This is a genomic window from Aquitalea pelogenes (assembly GCF_001515305.1).
Lineage (GTDB): Bacteria > Pseudomonadota > Gammaproteobacteria > Burkholderiales > Chromobacteriaceae > Aquitalea > Aquitalea pelogenes.
In genome coordinates, this window is the sequence record NZ_LNQV01000038.1 from 1 (window position 1) to 24,405 (window position 24,405).

Sequence of the window (24,405 nt, forward strand, 5' to 3'; positions counted from 1 at the left end):
GACCGGCAGCGCCCCGCCCGCCGCCACGCGCTCAGCCAAAGCCGCCAGCGTGCTCACCTCGGTCTGCAAGGCCACCGTTTTGCCGGATGGCCTGCGCTGCCCCTGCTCGGCCTGATAGTGCAGGGAAACCAGCCAGCGCGACTGCTGCCACTCCGCCTCCCCTGCCAATACCGATTCCCACACCGCCTGCCCCACCTGCCGCGCCGCTTCATCGGCCAGGGCATAAGCCAGTTGCAGCTTGTCGTGACCGGGCGGCATGTCCTTGTGCAAGACGGGCAGCAGGGTGTCATCCAGCCAGTGTTGCAGCTGTTGGGCCTGTGGTTTGCCGTAGGTGCGCAGGACATCGCGCAGTTCTGTTTCGCTCAGGGTAAGCAGGGCCGGGCCGCTGGCGGGCGTCAGCAGGCAACCGGCCTTCTTGCCCAGTGCGGTTTGCAGGGCGGTTTCATCCCGGTATTTGAGCAGTTTGGCGATATCGGCCGCGACAAAGCGCGGGCCTTGTTCGAGCGAAAAGACACGGAGCTGCTTGCGATGAAAAGTAAATTTGCGAGGAGGACTAACAGAAGATAATGAATGACGCTTGCCCATAATCAGACTCCAAGTTGAACGGTTAGCTGCCAACTCGTCGCCAGGCGGGTGGCAGGCCAAAGCGGGGCTGGCGAACCGGTTACTTGGACCCGGCAGACCCTGAGGTCTCCCCACCTGGCCCGCCATAGAAACATCAATGCGTGCAGGTGTACAAACAGGCTTATCAATTATTTTGCCTGTCCAAGCCGTAAACGGATCGCCAGACCCGACCATGTGGATTAACACAGCTTGGCAAGGCTAGGACCCGTAACTTGGGCCGACAAGAGTAAAGACCCCTGTAAGCACTGGCAAGGCGTGCAGGTATGTCAGCATTTCGGATTTACCGCAGACACCTCCGGGCACATGCCTGCACCTTGCAGGAAAAATCCTCACCGCACATGGCGTTGGCAAAGTACCAGTCCGTAGGGCGGAAGCCCCGGATTTACCGGGGCGTTCCGCCACGATCCGACCAGATACATCCAGCTTAAGCAGCGGAAATCATAGGGTTTTGCATCCGCAAACGCGGATGATGTTTTGCATTGCCGCTTCCGCGCGGCGAACGGGAAAGGGATCTTTGCTTGGCCAAAGATCCCCACTACGGAAAAGCTAACCACATCGTATGGCCTGCGGCGTCCCTCCGGAGCCTGACACTGCTGCGGCACGGCTGGAACTCGCGATTGGCTAGGGTCCAATCGCTCAAACAGCCAGCCGCTTAAAACCGCAGCAGCGCCACCCGTCGGCATGCTTGACGGGGCCAAGGGTGGCATCGGTGCGGTGACTTTCCTGTTGGGAAAATGGGCTTATCCGGGAGCGTTGCGCGGTGGATCGCCCCTTTGGGGCATCCACCCTATGCGCTTGCCGTTCCGACCGAGAATCAAGGCGGCATCATTTCTTGATGAGTGCCTGGCGACCTGAGGATTGTCTTAATGACTTGCGGTGTTTCGTTTGTTTCGTTTGTTTCGCTTGTTTCGTTTATTTCGTTTGCGTATAGTAAGTTTGTGGCTTGGCAGTGCCAGCTGCGCAAGACGCTGGCAAGTCCAAAGCTGCATAGAGATGGTACTGCCATCTGTCATAATCTGACACACTGGCAACACACTTAAACTCGCGAACCCGTAAACCCGTAAACCCGTAAACCTGTAAACCTGTAAACCTGTAAATCCGAAGAGTCGAGATCATGAATACGACGGTAGTAACTGGCCTTCCAAGCGAGGCCGAAGCAACGCTGGCCAAGGAAAGTGGTCGCCAGCTATCTCTGTACCTCAGCAGCAAGGAAGAGGCCCAGTCGATTCGGGTCATTGACCAGGCAGGTGAGCATGAAGCAGTACAGATTCCCACTGCCGCCTATCGCCTGTTGATCGATATCCTAGCGCAGATGGCACAGGGTAATTCGGTGAGTCTGATTCCAGTCCATGCGGAGCTAACCACTCAAGAGGCGGCCGATATGCTCAATGTATCCCGTCCGTACCTGGTCAAGCTGCTGGATGCCGGGGATATTCCCTTCCATAAGGTGGGTACCCATAGGCGTGTACGCTACCAGGATCTGGTGCAGTACAAAAACCGGAACCATACGGATCGTTTGAAGGCATTGGAGGAACTGTCGGCCCAGGCGCAAGAACTCAACATGGGTTATTGAAATGACGAGTTTTTCTGCGGTTTACGACGCATGTGTGCTGTACCCGGCACCATTGCGAGATCTGTTACTGCAACTTGCACAAGCTGATCTGTTTCGGGCCAAGTGGTCTGATCAGATTCATGATGAATGGACAAGAAACCTGCTGGCGAGGCGCCCCGACCTGCAGCCTGCTCAGTTACAGCGTACGCGTGCGCTCATGAATCAGGCTGTTCTGGATTGTCTGGTCACTGGGCATGAGTATCTGATTGATGGCTTGACCCTACCCGATGAAGAGGATCGCCATGTGCTGGCTGCGGCGATACGCAGTCGAAGTAGTGTCATCGTGACATTCAACCTTAAAGACTTTCCTGTCGATGTGTTGCTTGGTCATGAGATGGAAGCCCAGCACCCGGATGAGTTCATCATGCACCTTATCGATTTGAATCCGGCTTCGGTGCTGGAGGCAGTCAGGGCGTGTCGGGCCAGCCTGAAAAATCCGCCCAAAACACCGGAAGAATATCTTGCAACCTTGCTTCAGCAGGGCTTGCCGGAGACAGTAGCGTGGTTGTCTCAGTATAAGCTCGCCATCTAGTCGATATGACCGGCCTCAGATTTGAGGCGGTTTGTTTTTGCCGCGGGTGGTGCTGTCTGGTTGGTCTGCCCTGAACGCAGTCACCGTGATCCGTAAGATATGGCTGCTTTTTGAAGAAAACTGTCACCTGCCATGACGGCAGAACTGGTCGCTCTGGCCGACTTGCGACCTTAGCGCTAGCCACTCTGACAGGAGGTCTGCCAAGACAGTGATCCGCCAAGATTTCCAGTAGACTTGGGCAACACCTTCCACACAAAGCGACTGATGATGACTTCACTGGCAGAATCCATGGTGCTGACGGTGGACAGAGATAGTGTCTGTGCAGGAGATGACTGTGCATCGCATGCCCGCTCATTTTCCGTGCCATGTGCGGCGTCTCTGTCTGAGTTGATCCACCAGGCGAAAAAAGCGTGCGAGCTCGCAGGCATATCAGGTGGCAAGGCCACCTGGATTGTCGAAGCGGGAGGCTACGATGGAATGCCCATTGCCGTGGTGGCGCAGCAATGGGATGAAGCGCGCGCACTGATTCCAGGCTCAACAACTGTTGAAAGCCTGTTTGCCAATCTGGAGAAGCAGCTGTTCTTCAAGTATTGGTGCCAGGCCAACCCGGAAACAGTGTTCGACGCCCTGCTGTCAAACAGCCCGCTGCCAAGTCGGTATGCTGCATAGCACACTTGTTGCAGCAGCTTAAAGAGTAGCCAGAGAAGCCGGGGGGATTCAACCACCGCCCGATGCATGATTCAAATACGCCACCGTCCCACCGCTCAATCAAGCTCACGTAAAGTAGTCAATTACCATAGAATACTTTGATGATGCTGTGGTTTCTCACGTCCTCACGCTGCAGAGGAAGAACGGGGAGATAATGTGACCGACAATGTATCCGAAGCCGCCTTGCGGCATGGCCTGGCGGCTGGTGAATTCTGGCCAGCCTTCCAGCCCCAGTTGAATCTGGTCAACGGACACGTTTGTGGCTTCGAGGTGCTGGCGCGCTGGGACTCCCCGCAATATGGACGTGTCTCCCCTGCCATTTTCATTCCGCTGGCCGAGCGCAGCGGCATATTGCATGCCCTGCTGCTGCAACTGATGGGCGAGGCCTGCCGCGTGGCAGCAAGCTGGCCGGGGCGGTTCTCGCTGGCATTCAACCTGGCACCCAGCCAGTTTCTGTTACCAACACTGGTGAGCGACCTGCTGGACACCGTGGGTAGCAGTGGTTTTCCCTTGTCACGGGTGGTGATTGAAATCACCGAAAGCGAGCTGTTCCACGATAACGCCTCGGTGCAGCAGGTGCTGGATGACCTCAAACGACACGGCATGGCGCTGTCGCTGGACGATTTTGGCACCGGCTATTCCAGTCTGACCCGGCTGAATTCACTACCGTTTGATGAGCTGAAGATTGATGCCAGTTTCGTGGCAGCCTTAAGCAGCGATACGCAATCGCTGCGGATCGTGACTGCCGTGCTGGGGCTTGGCCAAAGCCTGGGGCTCACCGTGGTGGCCGAAGGCGTGGAAAGCACGGAACAGGCTGCGGTACTACGCAAACTGGGTTGCGATGCCGGACAGGGCTTTTTGTGGTCCCCTGCGGTGCCGGCGGCACAAGCCTTGCAGCTGTTGCAGCAATGGGGCGTGGAGCCAACCCAGACCACGCTGGACCTGTCGCCCTTCCAGCGCCTGCACCAGCTGGAAGCGCTGTACCAGGATTCCCCGGTTGGCTTGTGCTTCATCGATTGCCAGATGCGCATTGTCAGTGCCAACCAGCTGCTGGCCCGCTATCTGGGCGTGGAGCTGGACTACATTCTGCGCAAGCCGGCCAGCCAGATATTCGGCCATGAAATGACCCCCAACCTGATGGCGGTGCTGGTACGGGTGATGGCGGGTGAAATCTGTGAAACCACCGAGTACCGCCATCAGCCCAGCGGTACGACTTTCCTGATTGCCCATCAGCGCATTGTCGATGCCCAGCAACTTCCGCTGGGTGTGTCCTTGGTATTGGTGGACATTACCAGCCGTGTAGAGGCAGAGAGCCAGTTGCGGCAAAGCGAAACCCACTTCCGGACTGTGCTGGAGCTGGGCCCCAATGTCACCTGGCGCGCCAATTGCGACGGGCTGGTTGACTATATGGGTGAATTCGTCGATTGCCCGGCAGATGCCAGTTATCAGGAACGTCACGCTTGCTGGCTGGCGCGCATGGATCCCGACGACCGGGTACGTGTACGCGAAACCTGGCTGCAGCACCTGCCCAGCAAGCAGCCGTTTCTGATTGAATTCCGCATTTTGTGGCCGGATGGCAGCTGGCGCTGGATGCGCAGCCGTGCCTTTCCATCACTGAACGAACAAGGCGAGGTGCTGGCCTGGTACGGCATCATTTCCGATGTCACGACCGAGCATGAATTGACGCTGCGCGTGGTGGCGCTGGAGCAGCAGCTGCACAAACTTCAGTCCAGCGCCTCTTGCTAGCGCAGCGGGCAATGGCTTTTCCACTTGAAAGGCAAGCAAGGCGATTGCCGGAGCAACACCTGCCCAAGAACCTTGAGGCCTGCTTGATGGCGCTTGGCAGCCAGTAACAGGGCGGGAAACTGGCGGAGCATTGCAGCAATATGCAGACAAAAAAAGGGCCTGGGCAAATTGCCCAGGCCTGGCTTGATGCACGATTAAAGCCGCAGATTGCAACGGGACAGACTCACTCGCAAACCCGGCGCCACCGGGTATGCCCCTACCACTATGCAAACACCGTGCCAGCTTTTTTCGGGATAAATCGTCAGTAAAACCAGACAATTTTTGTTGCGCCGCACCAATAGCACGCCCTTCATGCACCGATTTCAGGATTTCCTGCACAACGCTGTTGCATGAGTACGCTATGATTAGCGCATGAACACGCCTGCCAATACCAGTAAACCGGCCCCGCCGCCCGAGCCCGAGCTGCGCGCCCCGGAAAGCGAGAATACCCTCGCCACCCTGGCCATGCCGCTGGGGGAATCCGTGCTTACCCTGACCGCAGGCTCGGCACCGGTCTATGGCATCCTGCATCGCAGCCGTGCCATGACAAGTCAATCAGATTTCTTCCGCCTGCAATTTCGTGGTTTTGCCAGGATAGAAGGCAGCCAGTGGCAGCATTATGCCAATGACGATGCCCGCTTCCACGTTGCCTACAACTGCGCCTGGGTGCGGGTGGACCATCCCAGCCGTTCGGTTACCTTCGGCCCCAAAAACGGCATCAACTGCACCGAGGCTTTTCAAAACCTCGGGCTGGATACCTTTTTGTTTGCCCAGACCATCACCTGGGTCAAGGGCGCCTACCCGGACTACGCCATCAGCCCCGGCCTGATTGCCATTACCGGTAATGCCAGCGAAGAAGAAAAGCTGCGGCGCAATGCCTTTTACGCCAGCCAGGGTTTCCAGTTTGACTGGCAGGATGCGGCGCAACGCACCGGCCTGTTTTTCAAGGACAAGATCAACCGCTTGCTGGGCGTGTGGGACAAGGACCATATCCAGGAGGTGGGCGGCGAAGCCATGCTGCAATCGCTGGCCATGCAGGATGAGTCACGCGTGGCGCTGGAGGACAAGGTCAACCGGCTGGAGGCTGCGCACAGCAGTATGAAGTCGGCCCTGCAAAAGGAACGCAATACCTCGCAAATTTTGATGGGTGTGCTGATAGTTGGGGTGATGCTGGCCTTGTGGGCGGTGATTTAAATAGTCATTGCTTGGAATTCCTGTCGGTTTTTAAAGATGAATCCTATAAAAGACAGGAGCATGCCTTATGTCAAAGTACGCCTACAGCAGGCGAAGTAGCATGCCGCAAAGCTGAAAAACATAACGTGGTGCAAACCGGATCACACAGCGCATGACAGCAAGGTATCAGGACAGGGTGACATTCACCTGTCGATTCTTCAGTACCTGCCAGATGGATAAAACAAGATTCTGGTTGCCTGCGGATACTGCGGGCGGGAGAGAGATGAAACAAGAGAAACGGGGAGTTGCCCGGCTGTTTGAGCACGGGCTTGGCGTGCTGAACCTGGAATGGATGATTCCATTGTTCAGCCTGTTCCTGATTGCCATGATCTGGAGCGCGGTGTTGTGGCAGGTGAATACCGACAAGGTACGCAGCCAGCTGGAAATGCAGTGCCAGAGCGAAAACCTGGTCCGGGTGTTCGAGGAACACATTTCGCGCACCATCCGCGCGGTGGACCAGTCGGTACTTTTCCTGAAGTACGAGTACGAGTCCGAAGGCAACAAGATGGACCTGCCGCACTACATCAAGCAGGGCATCATCCAGAGCCAGTTGTTTGTGCAGATTGCCATCATCGGCCCGGACGCATGCTGGAAATGTCCAGCGTGCCCAACTTCAAGCGGGTTGACCTGAGTGACCGGGAACACTTCAAGGTGCACATCGGCCAGGACAATGGCCAGCTGTTCATCAGCAAGCCGGTCAAGGGCCGTGCTTCCAAGAAATGGTCCTTGCAATTCACCCGCCGCATCAACAAGCCTGACGGCAGCTTTGGCGGCGTGGTGGTGGTATCGGTCGACCCGTTTTACTTCACCAGCTTCTACAAGGACCTCAACCTGGGCAAGACCGGGGTGGTGACCCTGGTAGGCCAGGACGGCATTGTCCGGGCCCGTACAAGTGCGGGCGGAGCGGGCATAGGCATGGACATCCACACCAGCGGGCTGTTCAGGCAATGGCCGGGCAAGGACCACGGCCAGTACCAGCAGTTAAGCAGCATCGACCAGATTCAGCGCACCGTAAGCTTCCGTGCGGTGGAAGGCTATCCTCTGGCCGTGCTGATGGGAGTGGGCGAAAACGAGGCCATGGCCGACTACTACGAACACCGCAATGCTTACTTCCTGGTGGCCAGTGTAGTCAGCCTGCTGATTTGTGTTGCCGGTTTCGTGATGTACCAGATGGCGGTACGGCTGAAAAACAGCAAGGCGCAAGCCGAATCGGCCAACCGCATGAAGTCGGAATTCCTGGCGCACATGTCGCACGAGTTGCGCACCCCGCTCAACGGCATTCTGGGCTGCTCGGAATTCCTCCAAGCCACCCTGAGTGACCCGGGGGATCTGGAAACCGCCAGCATGATCCACAAGAGCGGCCAGCATTTGCTGACGCTGGTGAACTCCATTCTGGACATGGCGCGCATCGAGGCCGGCCGCATGCCAATGGAAATGGTGGAGGTGGATCTGGCGCGGATGTTGCGTGACACGGTGGAGTTGTTCCGGCCCAAGGCGGAAGGCAAGGGTTTGCAGCTGGAATTTGACTACCAGCAGGCCGCTGGCTGCCCGGAACACTTCCGGCTGGATCAGACCAAACTGACGCAGGTAGTGAACAATCTGATGCACAATGCAGTGAAGTTTACCGAACAAGGCAGCATACAGGTGACGGCCAAGGTGAGCGCCCACCAGTTGCAGCTGGCTATCCGCGATACCGGCTGCGGTATTCCGGCAGACCAGCAACAACTGGTATTCGAGCAATTCCGTCAGGCAGAAGCCTTCCTCACCCGGGCGCAAAGCGGCTCCGGCCTGGGGCTGGCACTGGTGAAGGAGCTGGTGCGGCTGATGGAAGGCAAGGTCAGTTTCGAATCACAAGTCGGCGTGGGAACGGTGTTCCACGTCAGCATTCCGCTGGAAGGAAAACAAGCATGAGCAAGCTGGACACCATTCTTGTCGTTGATGATGACGAAATCAATCGCAAGGTGGCAGGCCTGTTTCTGCAACGCATGGGCTGGAAGACCGATCAGGCCGCCAGCGCCTTCGAAGCACTGGAACATCTGCAGCAGCACGATTACCACTGCGTGATGCTGGACATCAGCATGCCGGGCATGAGCGGCATCGAACTGTGCCGCCAACTGCGTCAGGAGCCGCGCTGGCAAAACCTGCACCTGATTGCCTACACCGCACACGCCATGAGCGACGAGCAACAAACCATTCTGCAAGCGGGCTTCAACGCCATTGTCACCAAGCCGCTGACTCGCGACAGCCTGGTGGCGGCGCTGGACAGCATCAAGTGATGTTGTGCTGGCAAACACCCGCAGAATGACCATGACAACCCTTGCCTGATAAACCCAGGTGGAGCACCGCTGGCCGTGCAAGAACAAAACAGACAGCCCGATACCACAACACGCGCCGAAACCAGCCCGGCACCTGCACCGGCGGCAGGTTTCGACTTTCAGCACGCCGCCTTGCAACAGCTGGAGCAACTGGGCGACCTGATACTTGCCTGCCGGCAGGACGGACAACTGCTGCACGCCAATCAAGCCTGGCTGGAAAGCCTGGGCTATTGCGCGTCGGAACTGGGCACGCTCAACATCTACCCTTTGCTGGCCGAGGATAGCCGGGCTGCATTCCGCACCCAGTGCCAACGCTTGCAAACAGGCCAGGCACCACAAGCCATTGCGCTGGTGATGCACGACCGCATGGGCCAGGCACTGTCGATGCAGGCCTGCTTTTTTCCCTTGCCCGGTCATGGTGTGCAGGTGGTGTTGCGCGATCTGACCGCACAAAAGAAACAAGCGCTGTGGCTGTCCACCCTGCTGGACAATATGGACGATGGCATCATCGCCATGGACACAGACGGGCTGCTGACCTACATGAACCAGCAGGCCGAACGCATCTTGCACTGGCAGCTGGAAGAGCTGCACGGCAAGAACGTGCATGAGCACATTCACCACCACCGTGCTGACGGTGCGCCACTGTCGGTGGAAGACTGCCCGATCTACGACGCAGTGCGCCAGAAGAGTACGTATCACTCCAGCGATGAAGTGTTCTTCCGCAAGGATGGCAGCATGGTGGCGGTACGGGTGAGCAACACCCCGCTGCTGCTGGAAGGCCAGCTGGTGGGCAGTGTCACCACCTTTGCCGATGTCAGCGCCATGCGGCTGCGCGAACAGGAAATGCGACAGGCCACACTGGCGGCGGAGGCGGCGGCGCGCGCCAAGAGCGAATTCCTGGCCACCATGAGCCATGAAATCCGCACGCCGCTCAACGGGGTGATCGGCATGATAGACCTGCTGATGGACACCCCGCTGGATGCCGAGCAATCCGACTTTGCCCGCACCATCAAGATGTCGGCCGACACCCTGCTGTCCATCATCAACGACATCCTGGACTTCTCCAAGATTGAAGCCGACGGGCTGGAAATCGAAACCATCGATTTCTCCCTGCGCCAGCTGCTGGAAGGCACGGTGGACATTCTGGCCAACAAGGCACATGGCAAGGGCCTGACCCTGGCCAGCTTTGCCACGCCGGAAGTACCGGACAGCCTGCAAGGCGACCCTACCCGCTTGCGCCAGATCCTGCTGAACCTGCTGTCCAATGCCATCAAGTTTACCGAACAGGGCATGGTGCTGGTTTCCGCCACCGTCGAAGGCAGCGACGACAACAAGCAGCTGCGGCTGTGCGTCAAGGACACCGGCATCGGCCTGTCCGAACAGGCCAGAAGCCGCTTGTTCCTGCCCTTCTCCCAGGCCGACAGCTCCACCACGCGCAAATACGGCGGCACCGGCCTTGGACTGGCCATCTGCAAACGGCTGGCCGAGGCCATGGGTGGCAGCATCGGGGTGGAAAGCACGCTGGGCCAAGGCTCGGAATTCTGGATCAGCATTCCGCTGCATGCCATCAAGGGGGACAGCTGCCTCTCGGCAGGCCCGCAGCTGGACCAGCATCTGGTGCTGCTGGCTGGCGACAATGCCTGTCAGCAATCCCTGTGGCATCACTATCTGGACAGCTGGGCCATACCGCACCACTGCGCCGACAGCCTGGCAAGCCTGCTGGAAACCCTGCGCCGAATGGATGCAGCCGGTAGCAAGCCCGATGTGCTGCTACTGGTGGAACCCTTGCCGGATGCCACACTGGAGCAGGCAGCACAAACCCTGGCGGTGGAAGGCATCCCGCTGGTGGTCTGCCTGCAAGGACAAGACAACCAGCGCAAGACCAGCCTGGCCCAGCAAGGCATTGCCGTGCTGCACAAGCCGATGAAGCAATCTGCGCTGCTGGATGCACTGACCATTCAATGGGCACCTGGCACCATCCGCCTGCACACCCCGGAAGTGAGCAACAGCCAGACCACGCAGACTGCCAGCGCGCAGCGCCATCACCATTTGCTGCTGGCCGAAGACAACCCGGTGAACCAGCGCGTGGCCGCCAGCATGCTGCACAAGCTGGGCTATGGCGTGGATGTAGTGAGCGACGGAAACGAAGCGCTGGCCGCAATAGCACAGCGGCATTATGATGCCATCCTGATGGACTGCCAGATGCCGGGCATGGATGGCTACGCCGCCACGCGGCAACTGCGCCGTCAGGAAAGCGAGTCGGCACAAGGTGGGCACCTGCCGGTGATCGCCATGACCGCCAATGCCATGGAAGGCGATCGGGAACTGTGTCTGGCCGCCGGCATGGACGACTATCTGGCCAAGCCGATTGAATACGCCAGACTCAAGGCCCTGCTGGAACTCTGGCTGCCCCAACAGCCTGCCGCAGACAGCGCAACCGCCAGCGCAGCCAATACTCCGCGCGGCCAGGTGCAAGGCAGCCTGACCGTGCAGCGCCTGACCGAGTTTCTGGGCGACGACCCGGCAGGCATTGCCGAAATGCTGGATATCTTCCGTGACTCGCTGCAACGCTGGCGCGAACGCCTGCGGCTGGACATGCGTCATGGCGGACAGGGGCTGCGGCAACTGGCGCACGAGCTCAAGGGCAGTGCCGCCAATGTCGGGGCCGATGCCCTGGCCTCGCTAGCCGGTCAACTGCATGCCGCCGCGCTGGATGGCAAGCCGGATGCGATCCGGCACATTGCCGCACAGATTGAAACCGAAATGGAAGACCTGCTGGCCTTTATTGCCGCGTACGGAAAGGATGATTGATGTCCCACGTCATCGTGGTGGACGACAACGACACCAACCTCTTGCTGCTACGCCATATCCTGCAACGGCTGGAAGGCGTCACGGTGGACACCTTTGCCGACCCGCAACTGGCACTGGCCTGGTGTGCCGAGCAGGAACCGGACCTGGTTTTGCTGGACTACATGATGCCGGAGATGGACGGTCTGGAATTCATGCGCCGCTTCTTTGCCCTGCCGCAACGGCAGGATGTGCCGGTAGTCATGGTTACCGCCGATACCGAACGCGATGTACGCCACCTGGCCTTGCAACAGGGCGCGCGGGATTTCCTCACCAAACCGGTGGACAAGGTGGAGCTGACGGTACGCGTGCGCAACCTGCTGGCACTGCGCAAAAGCAGCCAGCAACTGGCCAACCGTGCGGCCTGGCTGATGGAAGAAGTCAAACTCGCCACGGCGGAAATCCGTGCCCGGGAGAAAGAAGCCATCCTGCGCCTGTCGCGCGCAGCGGAATACCGCGACCCGGAAACCGGCGCCCACCTGCTACGCATGTCGGCCTATACCCGGCTGATTGCCCGCCAGCTGGGCCTGCCCCAGTCCGAACAGGAAATGCTGCAGGAAGCCGCCCCCATGCACGATATCGGCAAGGTGGGCATTCCGGATGCCATCCTGCTAAAACCCGGCAGGCTGACCGAACCTGAAATGGCCATCATGCGCCAGCATCCGCTGTTCGGGCATGAAATTCTCAATGGCTCCGTCTCCCCCTTGCTACAATGCGCCGCCGTAGTGGCACTGAGCCATCACGAAAAATACGATGGCAGCGGCTATCCGCATGGCCTGTGCGGCGAGGACATTCCCTTATGGGGCCGTATCGTGGCGGTGGCGGATGTGTTTGACGCCCTCACCTCCTCACGCCCCTACAAACCAGCCTGGCCACTGGAAAAAGCCAGGCACTACCTTGAAAGCAACAAGGGCAGTCACTTCGACCCGGCCTGTGTCGAAGCGCTGTTTGCCCTGTGGCCCGAAGTCATGAACATCCGCCAGCAATACGCCGACGAACAAGAGCTGTTCAGCATGCCGCAAACGCCACCCGGAGCGCCGTATGCTTGAGGCCAGCAAGTTCAACGAACTGAAAATCAGCGGCAATCTGCCCTCGCCCAAAGGCACGGTATTGAAAATCATGGAGCTGAGCGAGCACAACAATGTGCCGCTGCCCGAGCTGATTGCCGTGCTGAATACCGACCCGGTGATGATTGGCCGCCTGCTCAAGCTGGCCAACTCCGCCTCCTTCGTGCGCAGCCGCCCGGCGGTGGCGCTGACGCCGGATGTGCTGATGTCCATCGGCCTGAATGCGGTACGCCAGATTGCCCTCACCTTTGCCCTGGTGGCGGAACACCACCGTGGCGAATGCCAGCAATTCGACTACAACCTGCACTGGTCGCGTGCGCTGGCCTGTGGTGCCGCCATGCAGCTGTTGGGTCAGCAGTTGCGCATTGCGCCGCCAGGCGAGCTGTTTACCATCGGCATCCTGTCCTCCATTGGCCAGCTGGCCATGGCCACCTTGCATCCGGTCGAGTATGGCGCGCTGATCCAGGCGCAGGGCAACCCTTATGCACGGGGCATGACACGCCAGGAAGAAAGCCGCTTCGGCTACCACCATCTGGACATTGCCGGCGCCCTGCTGCGCGACTGGGGCCTGCCGGCCATGTTCTGCGATGCAGTACGCCAGCATGAAGACCTGCCGCCGGTGGATGTGGCGGAACACTCACGTGCGGCAGGCTGGCACTGTGCCTGCATCTGGCCAGCCGTCTGGCCGATGTCTGCCTGCTGGAAGGCCAGGCACGGGCACATGGCTATGAAGAACTGAAAAAGCAGGCCTGCCGGCTGGAAGTGGACCCGACGCATTTCCCACGGCTGTGCGACGAGGTGGTGCAGGAATGGCGCGACTGGAGCGCCCAGCTGTCCATCAGCACGCCAAGGCAGGAGTCCTTCTCGCTGCTGGAACGCCGCCAGCCTGCACCAGCTGAACCCGCAGGTGCGGAAGAAGAACTGCCACCGCTGCATATCCTGGTGGTGGAGGATGAAGCCAGCCAGCGCATGATGCTGCAGCGGCTGCTGCAGATCCTCGGCCATCAGGTGGATGTTGCCGCCAACGGTCAGGAAGCATTCGAGCTGGTGCAAAAACAGCCGCCACAACTGGTGATTACCGACCTCGCCATGCCGGAAATGGATGGCATGGAGCTGATCCGCCGCCTGCGCGCCCTGCCAGACGGACGGCAGCTGTACATCATCGTGCTGACCATTCTGGATGACGAGGACAATCTGGCAGCCGTATTCAGCAGCGGCGCGGACGACTTCATCAGCAAGCCGATACCGCCGCGCATCCTGCAAGCGCGGCTCAAGGCCGGGCAGCGCATCATTCTGGAGCAGCAAAACCTGCGCCAGGAACAGGCCCGCCTGCGCCGTCATCTGGAAGAACTGTCCATCGATAACCGGCTGGCGCAGGAAGCCGCCCAGACCGATGGCCTCACCGGCCTGTACAACCGTCACTATGCCATGCGCTATCTGCCGCAAATCTGGGAAGAAGCGCGGCTGGCACAACAGCCGTTGTCGGCACTGATGCTGGATATCGACCACTTCAAGGTGGTGAACGATGAGCACGGCCACGATGTGGGCGATAACATCCTGCAGCAATTTGCCGGCATCCTGCGGCTGTTCTGCCGTCGTACCGACATCATCTGCCGCTTTGGCGGTGAGGAATTCCTCATCATCCTGCCCGATACCCGACTGCCTACCGCCATCCAGGTGGCCGAGCGCATCCGCGCCACGCTGGCCAGCCGCAATCTGGTGACGGCCGGGCTGTCGCTGTCGCTGACGGTGAGCATCGGCGTGGCGGAAAACGAGGCACAGCACAAGTCGGTGGAAGCGCTGATCAAGAGTGCAGACCAGGCGCTGTACCGCGCCAAGCGCACCGGCCGCAACCGGGTGGAAGCGGCCCCCTGACACCACGCGGTACATGACAAGGGCCAGCTGCCGTCACGGCGCTGGCCCTTGTCCTTTTATGGCTGGCAAAACCGGCAGCTGATTACAGGTCGTCGGTGTCCGCCCAGCCTTCGCGATTACCACGCTGGAACACCTTGTCGTCCGGGGCGATGTCCCCGGCACCCAGTACCGGCTGTTGCAACAACTGCTGGTAGATGGGGGTGAAGTCCACCGCCGTGGCATCAAACAGCTGCTGGAAGCTGTCGATGACGAAATAGGTTTTCTGGAAGGTGTCGATGCGATAGCGGGTACGCATCAGCCGTTGCAGGTCGAAGCCGACCCGGTTGGGACTGGCGCTATCCAGGCAGTATTGCGACTCGGACTTGCTGGACACGATGCCGGCACCGTAAATGCGCATGCCCTGCGGCGTGTTGATCAGGCCGAACTCCACCGTGTACCAGTACAAGCGTGCCAGCACCGGCAGGAAGCCCAGGTGCTTGGCCTTCATGCCACCCTGGCCATAGGCTTGCAGGTAATCGGCAAATACCGGGTTCATCAGCAGCGGGACATGGCCGAACAGGTCATGAAACACGTCCGGCTCTTGCAGGTAGTCCAGCTGGTGTGGTTCGCGCAGCCACCAGGTCACCGGAAAGCGGCGGTTGGCCAGGTGCTCGAAAAACACATCATCCGGAATCAGCCCCGGCACCGCCACAATGCGCCAGCCGGTGGCTGCCAGCAGCTTCTGGTTGAGCACGGCGAAGTCCGGCACGCGGTCGGCGTCCACTTCCAGTTGCTGCAAGCCCTGCATGAACTCGTCACAGGCCCGGCCCGGCAGCATCGCGCATTGGCGCTGGTACAGCGTGGCCCAGGTGGCGTGGTCGGCCGCGCTGTAGCGCTCCAGCGGCTGCGGCAGGGTGTAATCGGCCGCATCGTGGGTCAGGCCCAGGTTTTTGCGGGTAGTAATGTCGGGAACGACAAAATCGCTGCGCTCGTTCATGGCGGCACATCCGGTAGGTGGGGATGTCTTCAGTGTAGAAGCCAGCGCCTGCGGCAGGTCCGCAAGTTTTGCCAATAATGCATTTTTTTTGCATACTTCCCGCAGCAAACCGTCAATTTACGCAGGAAATCAGCAAAAATGGAACTGGACCGCTTTGACTGGCAGATTCTGCAAGCCTTGCAGCAGGATGCACGAAGCACGCACCAGAAGCTGGCACAAGAGATTCCGCTGTCGGCATCGCAGATAGGACGCCGTCTGCAACGCATGGAAGAAAACGGGGTGGTACAGGGCTATCAAGTGAATATCCTGCCAGACCGGATAGGCCTGTCGGTGATGGCCTTTGCCCACGTCAGCCTGGAGCGGCACAACGAAAGCGCCTTGCGCGAATTTGCCCAGGCCATCCACGCGCTGCCGGAAGTGCTGGAGTGCTATGCCACCGCGGGTGAGGCCGATTACCTGCTGCGCATCGTGGTAGAGGACCTGCCCTCGCTGTCGCGCTTTGTGATGAACCGGCTGATGCAGCTGTCGCTGGTGCGCAGCGTGAAGTCCACCATTATCCTGGACGCCATCAAGCACACCAGCAAACTGCCACTGCCACACACGCGCAGCTGAATCAGCGCCGCAGGCGCTGCCAGAACAGCAGCAGGCCCAGCGCCAGCGTACCGGCCAGCATTCCCACCAGCACATCCAGAATGGCGGGCAACAGCAGGCGGGCCAAAGCACCAACACCCGGCAGGTGCGACAGCGGGTGCAGCAGGCCTTCGATGGCGTGGTGCAACCATGGCCAGCCATGGCTGATGATGCCGCCACCCACCATGAACATGGCCACGGTGCCAATCACCGCCAGTGCCTTCATCAGCCAGGGCATGCCCTGGATCAGCCCGCGTCCGATCAGGCTGTTGATGGCACCGCCACGGCGCAGCAGGAACAGGCCGATATCGTCCAGTTTCACCAGCAGGCCGACAAAACCATATACGCCCACGGTCATGATCAAGGCCACGCCCACCAGCACCACCAGTTGCGAGCTAAAGGCCGCCGATGCCACCGTGCCCAGCGTGATGGCGATGATTTCCGCCGACAGGACAAAATCGGTCCGGATGGCACCCTTTACTTTTTCCGCTTCGAGCTGCAGCAGGTCGATGGCCGGGTCGGCCAGCATGGCGTCCAGTTCGGCATCATGAGCGGCATCTTCCTCCTTGCCGTGCAGCAGCGGATGCGCCAGCTTTTCCATGCCCTCCAGGCAAAGATAAACCCCGCCCAGCATCAGCAAGGGCATCACCGCCCACGGCGCGAAGGCGCTGAGCGCCAGTGCCAGCGGCACCAGGATTGCCTTGTTGCGCAAGGACCCGCGCGCCACCGCCCATACCACCGGCAATTCGCGCTCGGCGCGTACACCGGCCACTTGCTCGGCATTCAGCGCCAGGTCATCCCCCAGCACCCCGGCGGTCTTGCGCGCGGCCACTTTGGTCATGGCCGCCACATCGTCCAGCACGGTGGCAATATCATCAATCAAGGTTAACAGACTGGCTCCCGCCATGAATTTTCCTTCACTTCCTGATGCGGCTGGCCCGGTGGACCGCCGCTGTTATTGGCAGTCGGCATCGAGGCCGACCGTCCTGAGCGACAGGCCGTGTCATTGTAGCGGAAGCAAGGCAGCGGGGAATCACATGCCGGGAGCATCCTGCGGTGACGGGCTGGCAGGCATGGGGGAGATGGCGTGCAGCAGGCCGAAATCGACGTGGTCTTCGCCCTGTTCATCGGTGTACAGCAAGTCCTGGTACTGGTGGTTCCAGCGGATGTCGTCGTGACGGAACACATGGCGTGAGGCCATGCTCTGGCGGGTGATTTCATCGCTGCCGCTGATGGACAGGATGAAACCGGCATGCAAGCCGGCCAGTGCATCCGCATCCAGCCCGTACAGCGGGCTGTGCTCGTCGATCACATGCATCAGCGTCCAGCTGAGCACGAACATGGGATGGTGCTGACGTTGCAGCTTGAGGTCGTGCAGGCGGCGCAGGCGGGTGCCCTCGCGACTGACGGTATCAAACAGCACATGCAGCTGGGCGGTGGCATCCACGATGACATTCTGCCGGGCATTGGCGGCCCGCAGCATCAGTACCGGCACGCCATCCATCTGGCGGATGACCGGATTGCGGGCAAACACGATGCGCGAGCGCGGCAGGGAAAAACGGGCAAAGGTCACGCCGGTCACCAGTGCCAGGCTCATCATGCCGATGAAGATTTCCAGCATGCTGATGATGTGGGCGTACACCGTTTGCGGGTGCATGTCGCCGTAACCCACGGTAGCCAGGGTTTCCACGCTGAAGAAAAACGCGCCCCAGAAATCGCGCGGAAACTGGTTGGCAATGCTGGCCTCGCCCAGCTGGTACAAGCTGGCAAACAGCATGTTGAGCACAAAAAACAGCGCGGCAATGGCCACGTAAAACTGCGGCCAGCTCATGGTCATGGCCACGTGGTAGATGTCGTGCCCCAGTTTCAGCGGCAAGCGATGCACATGAATGATGCGCCCGCCCACCTCCAGCTGCCGGCCCTTGCCCCCTGCTCTACCCATATTCCGCCCTCCTGCTGTGAGCCGCCATTGTGTGCAGCGCCCATGGCGACGTCAATGCAGGCCGCCATGCGCTTTGGACGCTGCCGGCCAGGCTCTGGCATGATGGAAGGCATGCCTGCCTCCGCCACCCTCATCGTCCTGCTGCATGTCAGCCTGCAACTGCTGCTGATCATGCGCGTGCTGCTGCGCCCCAACCGCGACCCGGCCGCACGGGTAGCCTGGACCGTCGTCGTCGCCACCATGCCGGTGATAGGCATGCTGGCCTATCTGCTGCTGGGTGAAGTAAGCATAGGCCGCCGCCGCATGGCCAGGCTGGCGCGCATCCAGCAGCGGCTGCCTGCCCTGCCCGCCTTGCCGCAGACTGTCCCCTTAAGTGCGCTATCCTCCACTGCGGCGCAGCTGTTTCGCGTGGGCCAGTCCATCAGCGGCTTTGCCCCCAGCGCGGGAAACCGGGCCGCATTGCAAGCTGACAGCAACAGCACCATAGACCGCCTGGTGGCGGACATTGATGCCGCGCAGCAGCATGTGCATCTTCTTTTTTATATCTGGCTGCCGGATAACAACGGCAGCCGGGTGGCCCAGGCCCTCATGCGCGCGGCGCAACGTGGCCTCAGCTGTCGGGTATTGGTGGATGATGTGGGTTCGCGCCTGCTGTTGCGCTCCGCCCTGTGGCAGCAGATGAAAGACGCCGGCGTGAAAGCGGCGGCGGCCCTGCCGGTGGGCAACCCCTTGCTGCGCCCGTTCAGCGGGCGGATAGACCTGCGCAATCACCGCAAGATCGTGGTGATAGACCATTACACCGGCTACTGCGGCAGCCAGAACTGTGCCGACCCGGAATTCCGCATCAAGCCGCGCTTTGCCCCCTGGGTGGATGCGGTGATCAGGGTGGAAGGTACGGTGGTACAGCAGATGCAGCGGCTGTTTGCCACTGACTGGATGCTGGCCACCCACGAAGACCTGCTACCGCTCTTGAGCGCCACGCCACTGCCACCACGGGACAGTTCAAGTCCCGGCGTGCTGGCCCAGGTGATAGGCACCGGCCCCACCGCGCGCCATTCGGCCATGCCGGAACTGTTTGTCGCGCTGATGTACAGCGCACAGCGCAGCCTGACCATCACCACCCCCTACTATGTGCCGGACGAGGCCTTGCAATCGGCACTGTGCGCTGCGGCCCAGCGCGGGGTGGCCACCACCTTGCAACTGCCGGCCCGCAACGATTCGCTGGTGGTGAGTGCCGCCAGCCGCAGCTATTACGCCGAGCTGCTGGCCGCCGGTGTGGTGATTGCCGAATATCACGGCGGCTTGCTGCACAGCAAGCTGCTGACGGTGGACGAGGACCTCTGCCTGATCGGCTCGGCCAATCTGGACCGGCGCAGTTTCGAGCTGAACTACGAAAACAATCTGTTGTGCCACGACCGGGCACTCACCAAGGCCTTGCGCCAGCGGCAGCAGCAATACCTGCAGCATTGCAGCCTGGTAAGCCCGGAACAGGTAAGCGCCTGGCCGCTGTGGCGACGGTTGTGGAACAATGCGGTCGCCATGCTGGGGCCCTTGCTGTAAGGCGCTGCCTCAGCCAGCAAACAGGCCGGGTACGGTGTTTTCCTGCTCAAAGCGCAGCAAATCCGCTTTCAGCGCCAATCCGCCAGCGTAACCAGTCAGGCTGCCATCCGCCCCCAGTACCCGGTGGCAGGGCACGATCAGCGCAATCGGGTTTGTCGCATTGGCCCGCCCCACCGCGCGGGCAGCGCCGGGCTTGCCCAGCGCCAGTGCCAGTTCGCCATAGCTCATGGTCTGGCCATAGGGTATCCGGCACAGCGCCGCCCACACTTCCTGCTGGAAATCCGTGCCATGTGCGGCCAGCGGAATATCAAAACTGCGCCGCTCACCGCGCTGGTACTCATGCAGCTGGCGCGCCACTTCGGCCACGGCGGCATCGTCGCGCCGGCTGCCGGACAACACTGCCCGCTGCATCTCCTGTTCCAGATGAAAATCCAGCCGCAGCAGGCGACCTTGCAAGTCCAGCCACACCATGGCGGGACCGAAGCGGGTATCCACCACGCCGTGGCAGGCAGCATTGGACGGCACGCTGATGGCCGTCATGCTGTCCTCTTCTGCTTGCGGACTGGCGGACGCTGGGTGGGTCGTACCACCTTGGCCATCCCACAAGCTGCCCTGGGCAAACAATGGCGCGGCTGCGCGAGAAGCGGGCGCGGACAGGCCGGGCACGTCAGGCGCATCCTGGCTGAACAGATCGGGTATCTCGGGTTTCATGCATGCTCCGTCAGGCTGGCCCACAAATGCAGGGTGGCCAGGCTGCGACAAGGGGAAAAGACTTGCATCAGCTGCTCGGTCTGGCGCGCATCGGGCCGGGCCGGCAGCGCATGAAAGCGCTGCAAGGCGGTAGCAAGGCCACTGTCGCCAATGGGCGCACAGTCGGCCAGCCCGAGGCCGCGCAGCATCACATAACGCGCCGTCCACGGCCCCACGCCATGCAGGGCCAGCAAACAGCGCTCCGCTTCGGCCGCAGCAAGGCCGGACAGCGCATCCAGCGGCAGGCTGCCATCCAGCACTGCATGGGCGGCACCCAGCAGATAACCGGCCTTGGAACGGGAAAAACGCTGCGCCGTCAGCGGTTCGGCAGACAGTGCGGCCACCTGGGCCGGGCCAGGGTGGGCCAGCAAGTCACTGCCGGCAATCGGCACACCCGCCAGCTGAATCAGGCTGCGCCTGAGCGCTGTGGCAAAGGACAGGTTGATCTGCTGGCCAATGATGGCCCAGCACAAGGCTTCAAACGGTTCGGCTGTCAGTGGCAGCCACAATGCGGGTTTGCCTGCCAGCAGGCGGGCGGCATCCGGCTGCTGGCGGGCCAAGGTCATCCAGGCATCGCGCTGGCCATCCAGCCCGGCCATGCGGCGCACCGCCTGCTGAACCTGCGGCAACAAGGCAGGCCAGTCATGACTGGCCGCACCACTCACCCTGACCAGCAAGCGATCCGGGGTGAAGTGCAACTGCAACTCCACCGCAGCCCCCTGCAGCAGCACGCCTTTGCGCAGGTGCTGCGCTTGCAGCCGTTCGGCCGGGCCTGCCGGGTCGCGGCCATGATAGGCCAGCACACTGGCGGCGTGATAATCCGCCGGCAAGGCAATCTCGAATGCGTGTTCCACCACCTGCTGCATATTTGCTCCGGCCATGCGGCCAACGGTGCCGCGCTGGCGCGATTATCGCGCAGATGCCTGGCGCTGGCACCTTGCATCTTGCGCTTGAATCAAGGGATGCAGGCTGCAGCCTGTTGCGCTCAGACTGTCAGGGCGGTTTCCGCCAGATCACCAGCAAACACCACCCGACGCTTGCCCATGCGCTTGGCCGCATACATGGCCTGGTCCGCCGCGCGTAATACCTCGTTGGTGGCCATGCCCTCGGCAAACACCGCCACGCCCGCGCTGAAGCTGAACGCCACACCATCGGGCCTGGCATCGGCGACGGCGGCTTGCAATTGTTCCAGCAGCTGACTGACCTCCGTGGCCGACGAGCGGCACAGCAGCAAGCCGAACTCCTCGCCACCGATACGACCCGGGCAGCCAGGCATGCTCATGCGCTCCAGCAAGTCGGCAAAGCACACCAGTACCTGGTCCCCCACGGCATGGCCGTGGCTGTCGTTGATCTGCTTGAAATCATCCAGGTCAATCAGCACCCAGAACCAGTGCTGGCCCTTGCCGGCCGGTGCGCGTTCATCCAGCCGGGCAAACAGCGAACGCCGGTTGGGAATGCGGGTCAGCGGATCGATTTCGGCCAGACGGCGGAATTCGTCCTGCATGAAGAACATGGAGTACATATTGTTCTGCATGGTCTGGTTCAGCGTGATGGCCACCACGAACACACCGAATACCAGCAAGGCAAACAGGGCGGGTGACATGCTGGCTGCCGGCCCCAGGCCGCAGATGTAAAAGGCCGAGGCACCGGTGAAGCTGAGTATGGCCAGGCAGTCGTGCCTGGAGGGGGTGACAAAGGAATTGTAAAACCAGATGGTAATGATGATGGGAATGATGAAGGGGTCACCCGGACCGGCCATGCTTTTTACTTCCAGCGCAAAAATCAGGGTCAGCAATACCGCATAGGCAATGGTTCCGGCACGCCATACCAGCACGCTGGGCGACAGGGCCTTGACCAGTCCCACCAGGATGATGGCAGCCAGCAGCATGGCTTCGGTATTACCCAGTCCGGCAGCCAGATAGGGGTTCATGACAAAGCTGGCAATGATGAAGACGATGCCGGCGCTCTCCAGAAACACCACCGGCCTGAACAACCTGCCGCGCATGTAATGGTAGTAGTCCGCCTCGGTGGCTTTGTAATTGCTGTTCATGGTGATGGCTCTGCTGGACAACAAGCCGTCAGTCTGTCGACTGGCGACACAACATGGCGGGTCAGGCAAAGCGTGCATGCGGCAGGAAACAAGCTGGCAAGAACAGCTGACAATAGCGTGGTGGCGCTGGCAATGCCCCAGCCATACAGCGCGTTCAATGCCGGATTGGTACAGCAAGCCGCAGACCTTCCCCGATATTTTCAAATCAAAAGAACAGCTGTATTCATTGATTCGATCAAATACTAACAGCATTCATGCCATCGACCTAGCCAGCAGTGCTGACCGACGGCAAGTCCTGATCATTTCATCCGGCTGCTGCAGCAGGCCTGTTTTAACATGCCAGTCTGACAGCACGGTGAACGTGGACTGACAGACAACACCAGCCGGCAAGCAGCAGCTGCTACAGATGAATTTCCGGTATAGCAGCCCACCTCCTTGCAGAACAGGAAGTCCATGAAAAAAGGCCCCGCAGGGCCTTGGTCAAGCAAAAATCCGGATACAGACATCAGGCACGCGGGCGCACCAGCTGCCAGGCACGGCCCAGATAGGCCAGCGCGCCAAAGCCGCTCCATACATGCACCAGACGGGTAAAGGGGAAGATGACGAACACGCTCATCCCCATGAACAGGTGCAGTTTGAAGATGGGGGACGCGGCCACGATGTACTGTGCGGCATCGCCACGGAAGGTGACGACATGCTGCGCCCAGGTCATCAGCAGCACCATTTCGTGACCGTCCAGATGCTGGGCGGACACGGCGATGGTGCACAGGCCCAGTACCAGCGTGACCAGCAGCCACAGCAGCACCAGCTTGTCGCGCCAGGTGGTGTTGGCCGCCAGGCGCTCGCTGCTCAGGCGGCGATGCAGCAGGATCAGCAGGCCGATCAGGCCCAGCGAACCCATGATGCCACCGGCCGTCATGGCAAATACCTGTTTGAAGCTGTGGGTGACGCCCAGTGCTTCCCATACCGACAACGGAGTCAGCAGGCCCACCAGATGGCCGAAGAACAGGCCCAGCACACCGATGTGGAACAGGATGTTGCCCAGGCGCAGATTGCCGCGATACACCAGCTGGGAGGATTCGCTCTTCCAGCTGTACTGTTCGCGCTCAAAGCGCATCAGGCTGCCCAGCAAAAAGATGCTGAGCGCGATGTAGGGATAAATCCCGAAAACGAATTGATGCAGATAGTCCATATCTCTCTCCTTGCTGTTCCGGCCTGCCCGTGACAGGGCGGGCCGGAAACGGGCAGATTCAGGCGCCGGGTCGCGACGGGTAGAAATTGACCGGAGCAATGGCCGGCATGGCGGGTTTGAGCAAGGGCTCGCTGCCATCAGCACCGGGGCCAAAGGTTTCCAGCAGCTCATCCATGTCGCGGATGGGCGGCACGCTCAAGGGCTCCGGTGCGACCGGCGACAGCCACACCAGCAGGTCGAGCACCCCGGCATAGGGCGAGGACGACTCGCGCAGCTTGCCGGCGATATGGCCCAGCACATGCACCGCATCGCCCAGCAGGCGGCTGCCCTCTTCTGCCTCGCACTGCGACAGGAACTCCAGGAACAGCGGCACGTAGTCGGGCAGCTCGGCACAGACCGGCTCGAAACCGTGGGCCTTGTACTCTTCCATCAGGTCCACCATGGCTTGACCGCGGGCGCGGTCCTCGCCATGAACATGCTCGAACAGGTGCAGCGAGTGCGACGGGCTGCGGTCGAAGGTTTGTACATAGCCTTCCTGCAGCGCGATCAGATCGCTGCCCTCCAGCTGCGCCAGCAGCGGTTCCAGCATGCTGGCTGCCGTTGGCGTAGCCTGCAGTGCGCTGCGGATGTCATCCAGCGCCGCCAGCAACTCGGGCTCCGGATAGCACAGCAGGGCCGAGGCAATCTTGAACAATGACTGGTTCATG

Annotated in this window: 24 protein-coding genes; 15 read left to right on the top strand and 9 right to left on the bottom strand. The window is 60.6% G+C overall.

Annotated features, from left to right (window positions below; all coding sequences use genetic code 11):
• A partial coding sequence (locus tag AWT75_RS15145) for a BRO-N domain-containing protein (protein ID WP_204377067.1) occupies positions 1 to 585 on the bottom strand: 585 nt, incomplete at its 3' end.
• 1,153 nt (positions 586 to 1,738) lie between these two features.
• On the opposite strand from AWT75_RS15145, the gene AWT75_RS15150 reads away from it, so the two are divergent.
• The 12 genes from AWT75_RS15150 (at position 1,739) to AWT75_RS15205 (ending at position 14,598) form a co-directional block, all read left to right on the top strand.
• Positions 1,739 to 2,197 (top strand): helix-turn-helix domain-containing protein, encoded by a 459-nt coding sequence (locus AWT75_RS15150; protein WP_062790105.1) that lies wholly within the window; start codon positions 1,739 to 1,741, stop codon positions 2,195 to 2,197.
• A gap of 1 nt (position 2,198) precedes the next feature.
• A complete protein-coding gene (locus tag AWT75_RS15155; protein ID WP_062790108.1) occupies positions 2,199 to 2,768 on the top strand; it encodes a VapC50 family PIN domain-containing toxin in 570 nt (189 codons plus the stop codon).
• Between the two features lie 264 nt (positions 2,769 to 3,032).
• Entirely contained in the window at positions 3,033 to 3,437 is a 405-nt protein-coding gene (locus AWT75_RS21355) for a hypothetical protein (RefSeq protein ID WP_153013346.1), read from the top strand.
• Positions 3,438 to 3,632: 195 nt separating this feature from the next.
• A complete protein-coding gene (locus AWT75_RS15165) occupies positions 3,633 to 5,222 on the top strand; it encodes a sensor domain-containing phosphodiesterase (RefSeq protein ID WP_204377068.1) in 1,590 nt (529 codons plus the stop codon).
• 411 nt (positions 5,223 to 5,633) lie between these two features.
• Complete coding sequence (locus AWT75_RS15170; RefSeq protein WP_062790111.1) at positions 5,634 to 6,455, top strand: hypothetical protein; 822 nt, start codon at positions 5,634 to 5,636, stop codon at positions 6,453 to 6,455.
• Between the two features lie 262 nt (positions 6,456 to 6,717).
• On the top strand, positions 6,718 to 7,125 hold the full coding sequence (locus AWT75_RS21710) for a hypothetical protein (RefSeq protein WP_062790114.1): 408 nt from the start codon (positions 6,718 to 6,720) through the stop codon (positions 7,123 to 7,125).
• Complete coding sequence (locus AWT75_RS15180) at positions 7,080 to 8,405, top strand: sensor histidine kinase (protein ID WP_062790117.1); 1,326 nt, start codon at positions 7,080 to 7,082, stop codon at positions 8,403 to 8,405. Before AWT75_RS21710 ends, AWT75_RS15180 begins: the two co-directional genes overlap by 46 nt.
• The gene (locus AWT75_RS15185) at positions 8,402 to 8,770 is read left to right on the top strand and encodes a response regulator (RefSeq protein ID WP_062790120.1); all 369 of its coding nucleotides are present in this window, start codon (positions 8,402 to 8,404) and stop codon (positions 8,768 to 8,770) included. Before AWT75_RS15180 ends, AWT75_RS15185 begins: the two co-directional genes overlap by 4 nt.
• Positions 8,771 to 8,845: 75 nt before the next feature.
• Positions 8,846 to 11,620: a PAS domain-containing hybrid sensor histidine kinase/response regulator gene (locus AWT75_RS15190; protein ID WP_062790123.1), complete on the top strand. Its 2,775-nt coding sequence runs from the start codon at positions 8,846 to 8,848 to the stop codon at positions 11,618 to 11,620.
• A complete protein-coding gene (locus tag AWT75_RS15195; protein WP_062790126.1) occupies positions 11,620 to 12,705 on the top strand; it encodes an HD domain-containing phosphohydrolase in 1,086 nt (361 codons plus the stop codon). The genes AWT75_RS15190 and AWT75_RS15195 overlap by 1 nt, the downstream gene beginning before the upstream one ends.
• Complete coding sequence (locus tag AWT75_RS15200) at positions 12,698 to 13,462, top strand: HDOD domain-containing protein (RefSeq protein WP_062790129.1); 765 nt, start codon at positions 12,698 to 12,700, stop codon at positions 13,460 to 13,462. Before AWT75_RS15195 ends, AWT75_RS15200 begins: the two co-directional genes overlap by 8 nt.
• A 23-nt stretch (positions 13,463 to 13,485) precedes the next feature.
• Positions 13,486 to 14,598, top strand: coding sequence for a diguanylate cyclase (locus AWT75_RS15205; protein ID WP_062790132.1), 1,113 nt, complete (start codon positions 13,486 to 13,488; stop codon positions 14,596 to 14,598).
• Positions 14,599 to 14,680: 82 nt separating this feature from the next.
• On the opposite strand, the gene phhA is transcribed toward AWT75_RS15205, so the two are convergent.
• Complete coding sequence (gene phhA, locus AWT75_RS15210) at positions 14,681 to 15,574, bottom strand: phenylalanine 4-monooxygenase (RefSeq protein ID WP_045846267.1); 894 nt, start codon at positions 15,572 to 15,574, stop codon at positions 14,681 to 14,683.
• Positions 15,575 to 15,712: 138 nt separating this feature from the next.
• Here phhA and AWT75_RS15215 point away from each other — a divergent pair, with 138 nt between their 5' ends.
• On the top strand, positions 15,713 to 16,186 hold the full coding sequence (locus AWT75_RS15215; protein WP_045846266.1) for an Lrp/AsnC family transcriptional regulator: 474 nt from the start codon (positions 15,713 to 15,715) through the stop codon (positions 16,184 to 16,186).
• A gap of 1 nt (position 16,187) precedes the next feature.
• On the opposite strand, the gene AWT75_RS15220 is transcribed toward AWT75_RS15215, so the two are convergent.
• Positions 16,188 to 17,111 (bottom strand): DUF808 domain-containing protein, encoded by a 924-nt coding sequence (locus AWT75_RS15220; protein ID WP_062790135.1) that lies wholly within the window; start codon positions 17,109 to 17,111, stop codon positions 16,188 to 16,190.
• A 126-nt stretch (positions 17,112 to 17,237) separates the two neighbouring features.
• Positions 17,238 to 18,146: an ion channel gene (locus AWT75_RS15225; protein ID WP_062790138.1), complete on the bottom strand. Its 909-nt coding sequence runs from the start codon at positions 18,144 to 18,146 to the stop codon at positions 17,238 to 17,240.
• A 42-nt stretch (positions 18,147 to 18,188) separates the two neighbouring features.
• On the opposite strand from AWT75_RS15225, the gene cls reads away from it, so the two are divergent.
• Entirely contained in the window at positions 18,189 to 19,706 is a 1,518-nt protein-coding gene (gene cls / locus AWT75_RS15230) for a cardiolipin synthase (protein WP_204377069.1), read from the top strand.
• A gap of 9 nt (positions 19,707 to 19,715) precedes the next feature.
• Here the strand turns inward: cls and AWT75_RS23555 are convergent, their stop codons facing one another.
• The 3 genes from AWT75_RS23555 to AWT75_RS15245 all read right to left on the bottom strand — a co-directional run bounded on the left by AWT75_RS23555 (position 19,716) and on the right by AWT75_RS15245 (position 22,506).
• Complete coding sequence (locus tag AWT75_RS23555) at positions 19,716 to 20,417, bottom strand: methylated-DNA--[protein]-cysteine S-methyltransferase (RefSeq protein ID WP_275575752.1); 702 nt, start codon at positions 20,415 to 20,417, stop codon at positions 19,716 to 19,718.
• A complete protein-coding gene (locus tag AWT75_RS15240) occupies positions 20,414 to 21,337 on the bottom strand; it encodes a DNA-3-methyladenine glycosylase family protein (RefSeq protein WP_082696138.1) in 924 nt (307 codons plus the stop codon). Before AWT75_RS15240 ends, AWT75_RS23555 begins: the two co-directional genes overlap by 4 nt.
• Before the next feature lie 104 nt (positions 21,338 to 21,441).
• Entirely contained in the window at positions 21,442 to 22,506 is a 1,065-nt protein-coding gene (locus AWT75_RS15245; RefSeq protein ID WP_062790144.1) for a GGDEF domain-containing protein, read from the bottom strand.
• A gap of 76 nt (positions 22,507 to 22,582) precedes the next feature.
• Between AWT75_RS15245 and AWT75_RS21715 the strand changes: the two genes are divergently transcribed.
• Complete coding sequence (locus AWT75_RS21715) at positions 22,583 to 22,876, top strand: hypothetical protein (protein ID WP_161937761.1); 294 nt, start codon at positions 22,583 to 22,585, stop codon at positions 22,874 to 22,876.
• 135 nt (positions 22,877 to 23,011) lie between these two features.
• Here AWT75_RS21715 and narI read toward each other — a convergent pair whose 3' ends face one another.
• Together narI and narJ are read right to left on the bottom strand one after the other, a co-directional pair.
• The gene (narI, locus tag AWT75_RS15250) at positions 23,012 to 23,698 is read right to left on the bottom strand and encodes a respiratory nitrate reductase subunit gamma (RefSeq protein WP_062790147.1); all 687 of its coding nucleotides are present in this window, start codon (positions 23,696 to 23,698) and stop codon (positions 23,012 to 23,014) included.
• A 58-nt stretch (positions 23,699 to 23,756) separates the two neighbouring features.
• A complete protein-coding gene (gene narJ, locus AWT75_RS15255; protein ID WP_045846261.1) occupies positions 23,757 to 24,404 on the bottom strand; it encodes a nitrate reductase molybdenum cofactor assembly chaperone in 648 nt (215 codons plus the stop codon).
• Position 24,405 lies beyond the last annotated feature (1 nt).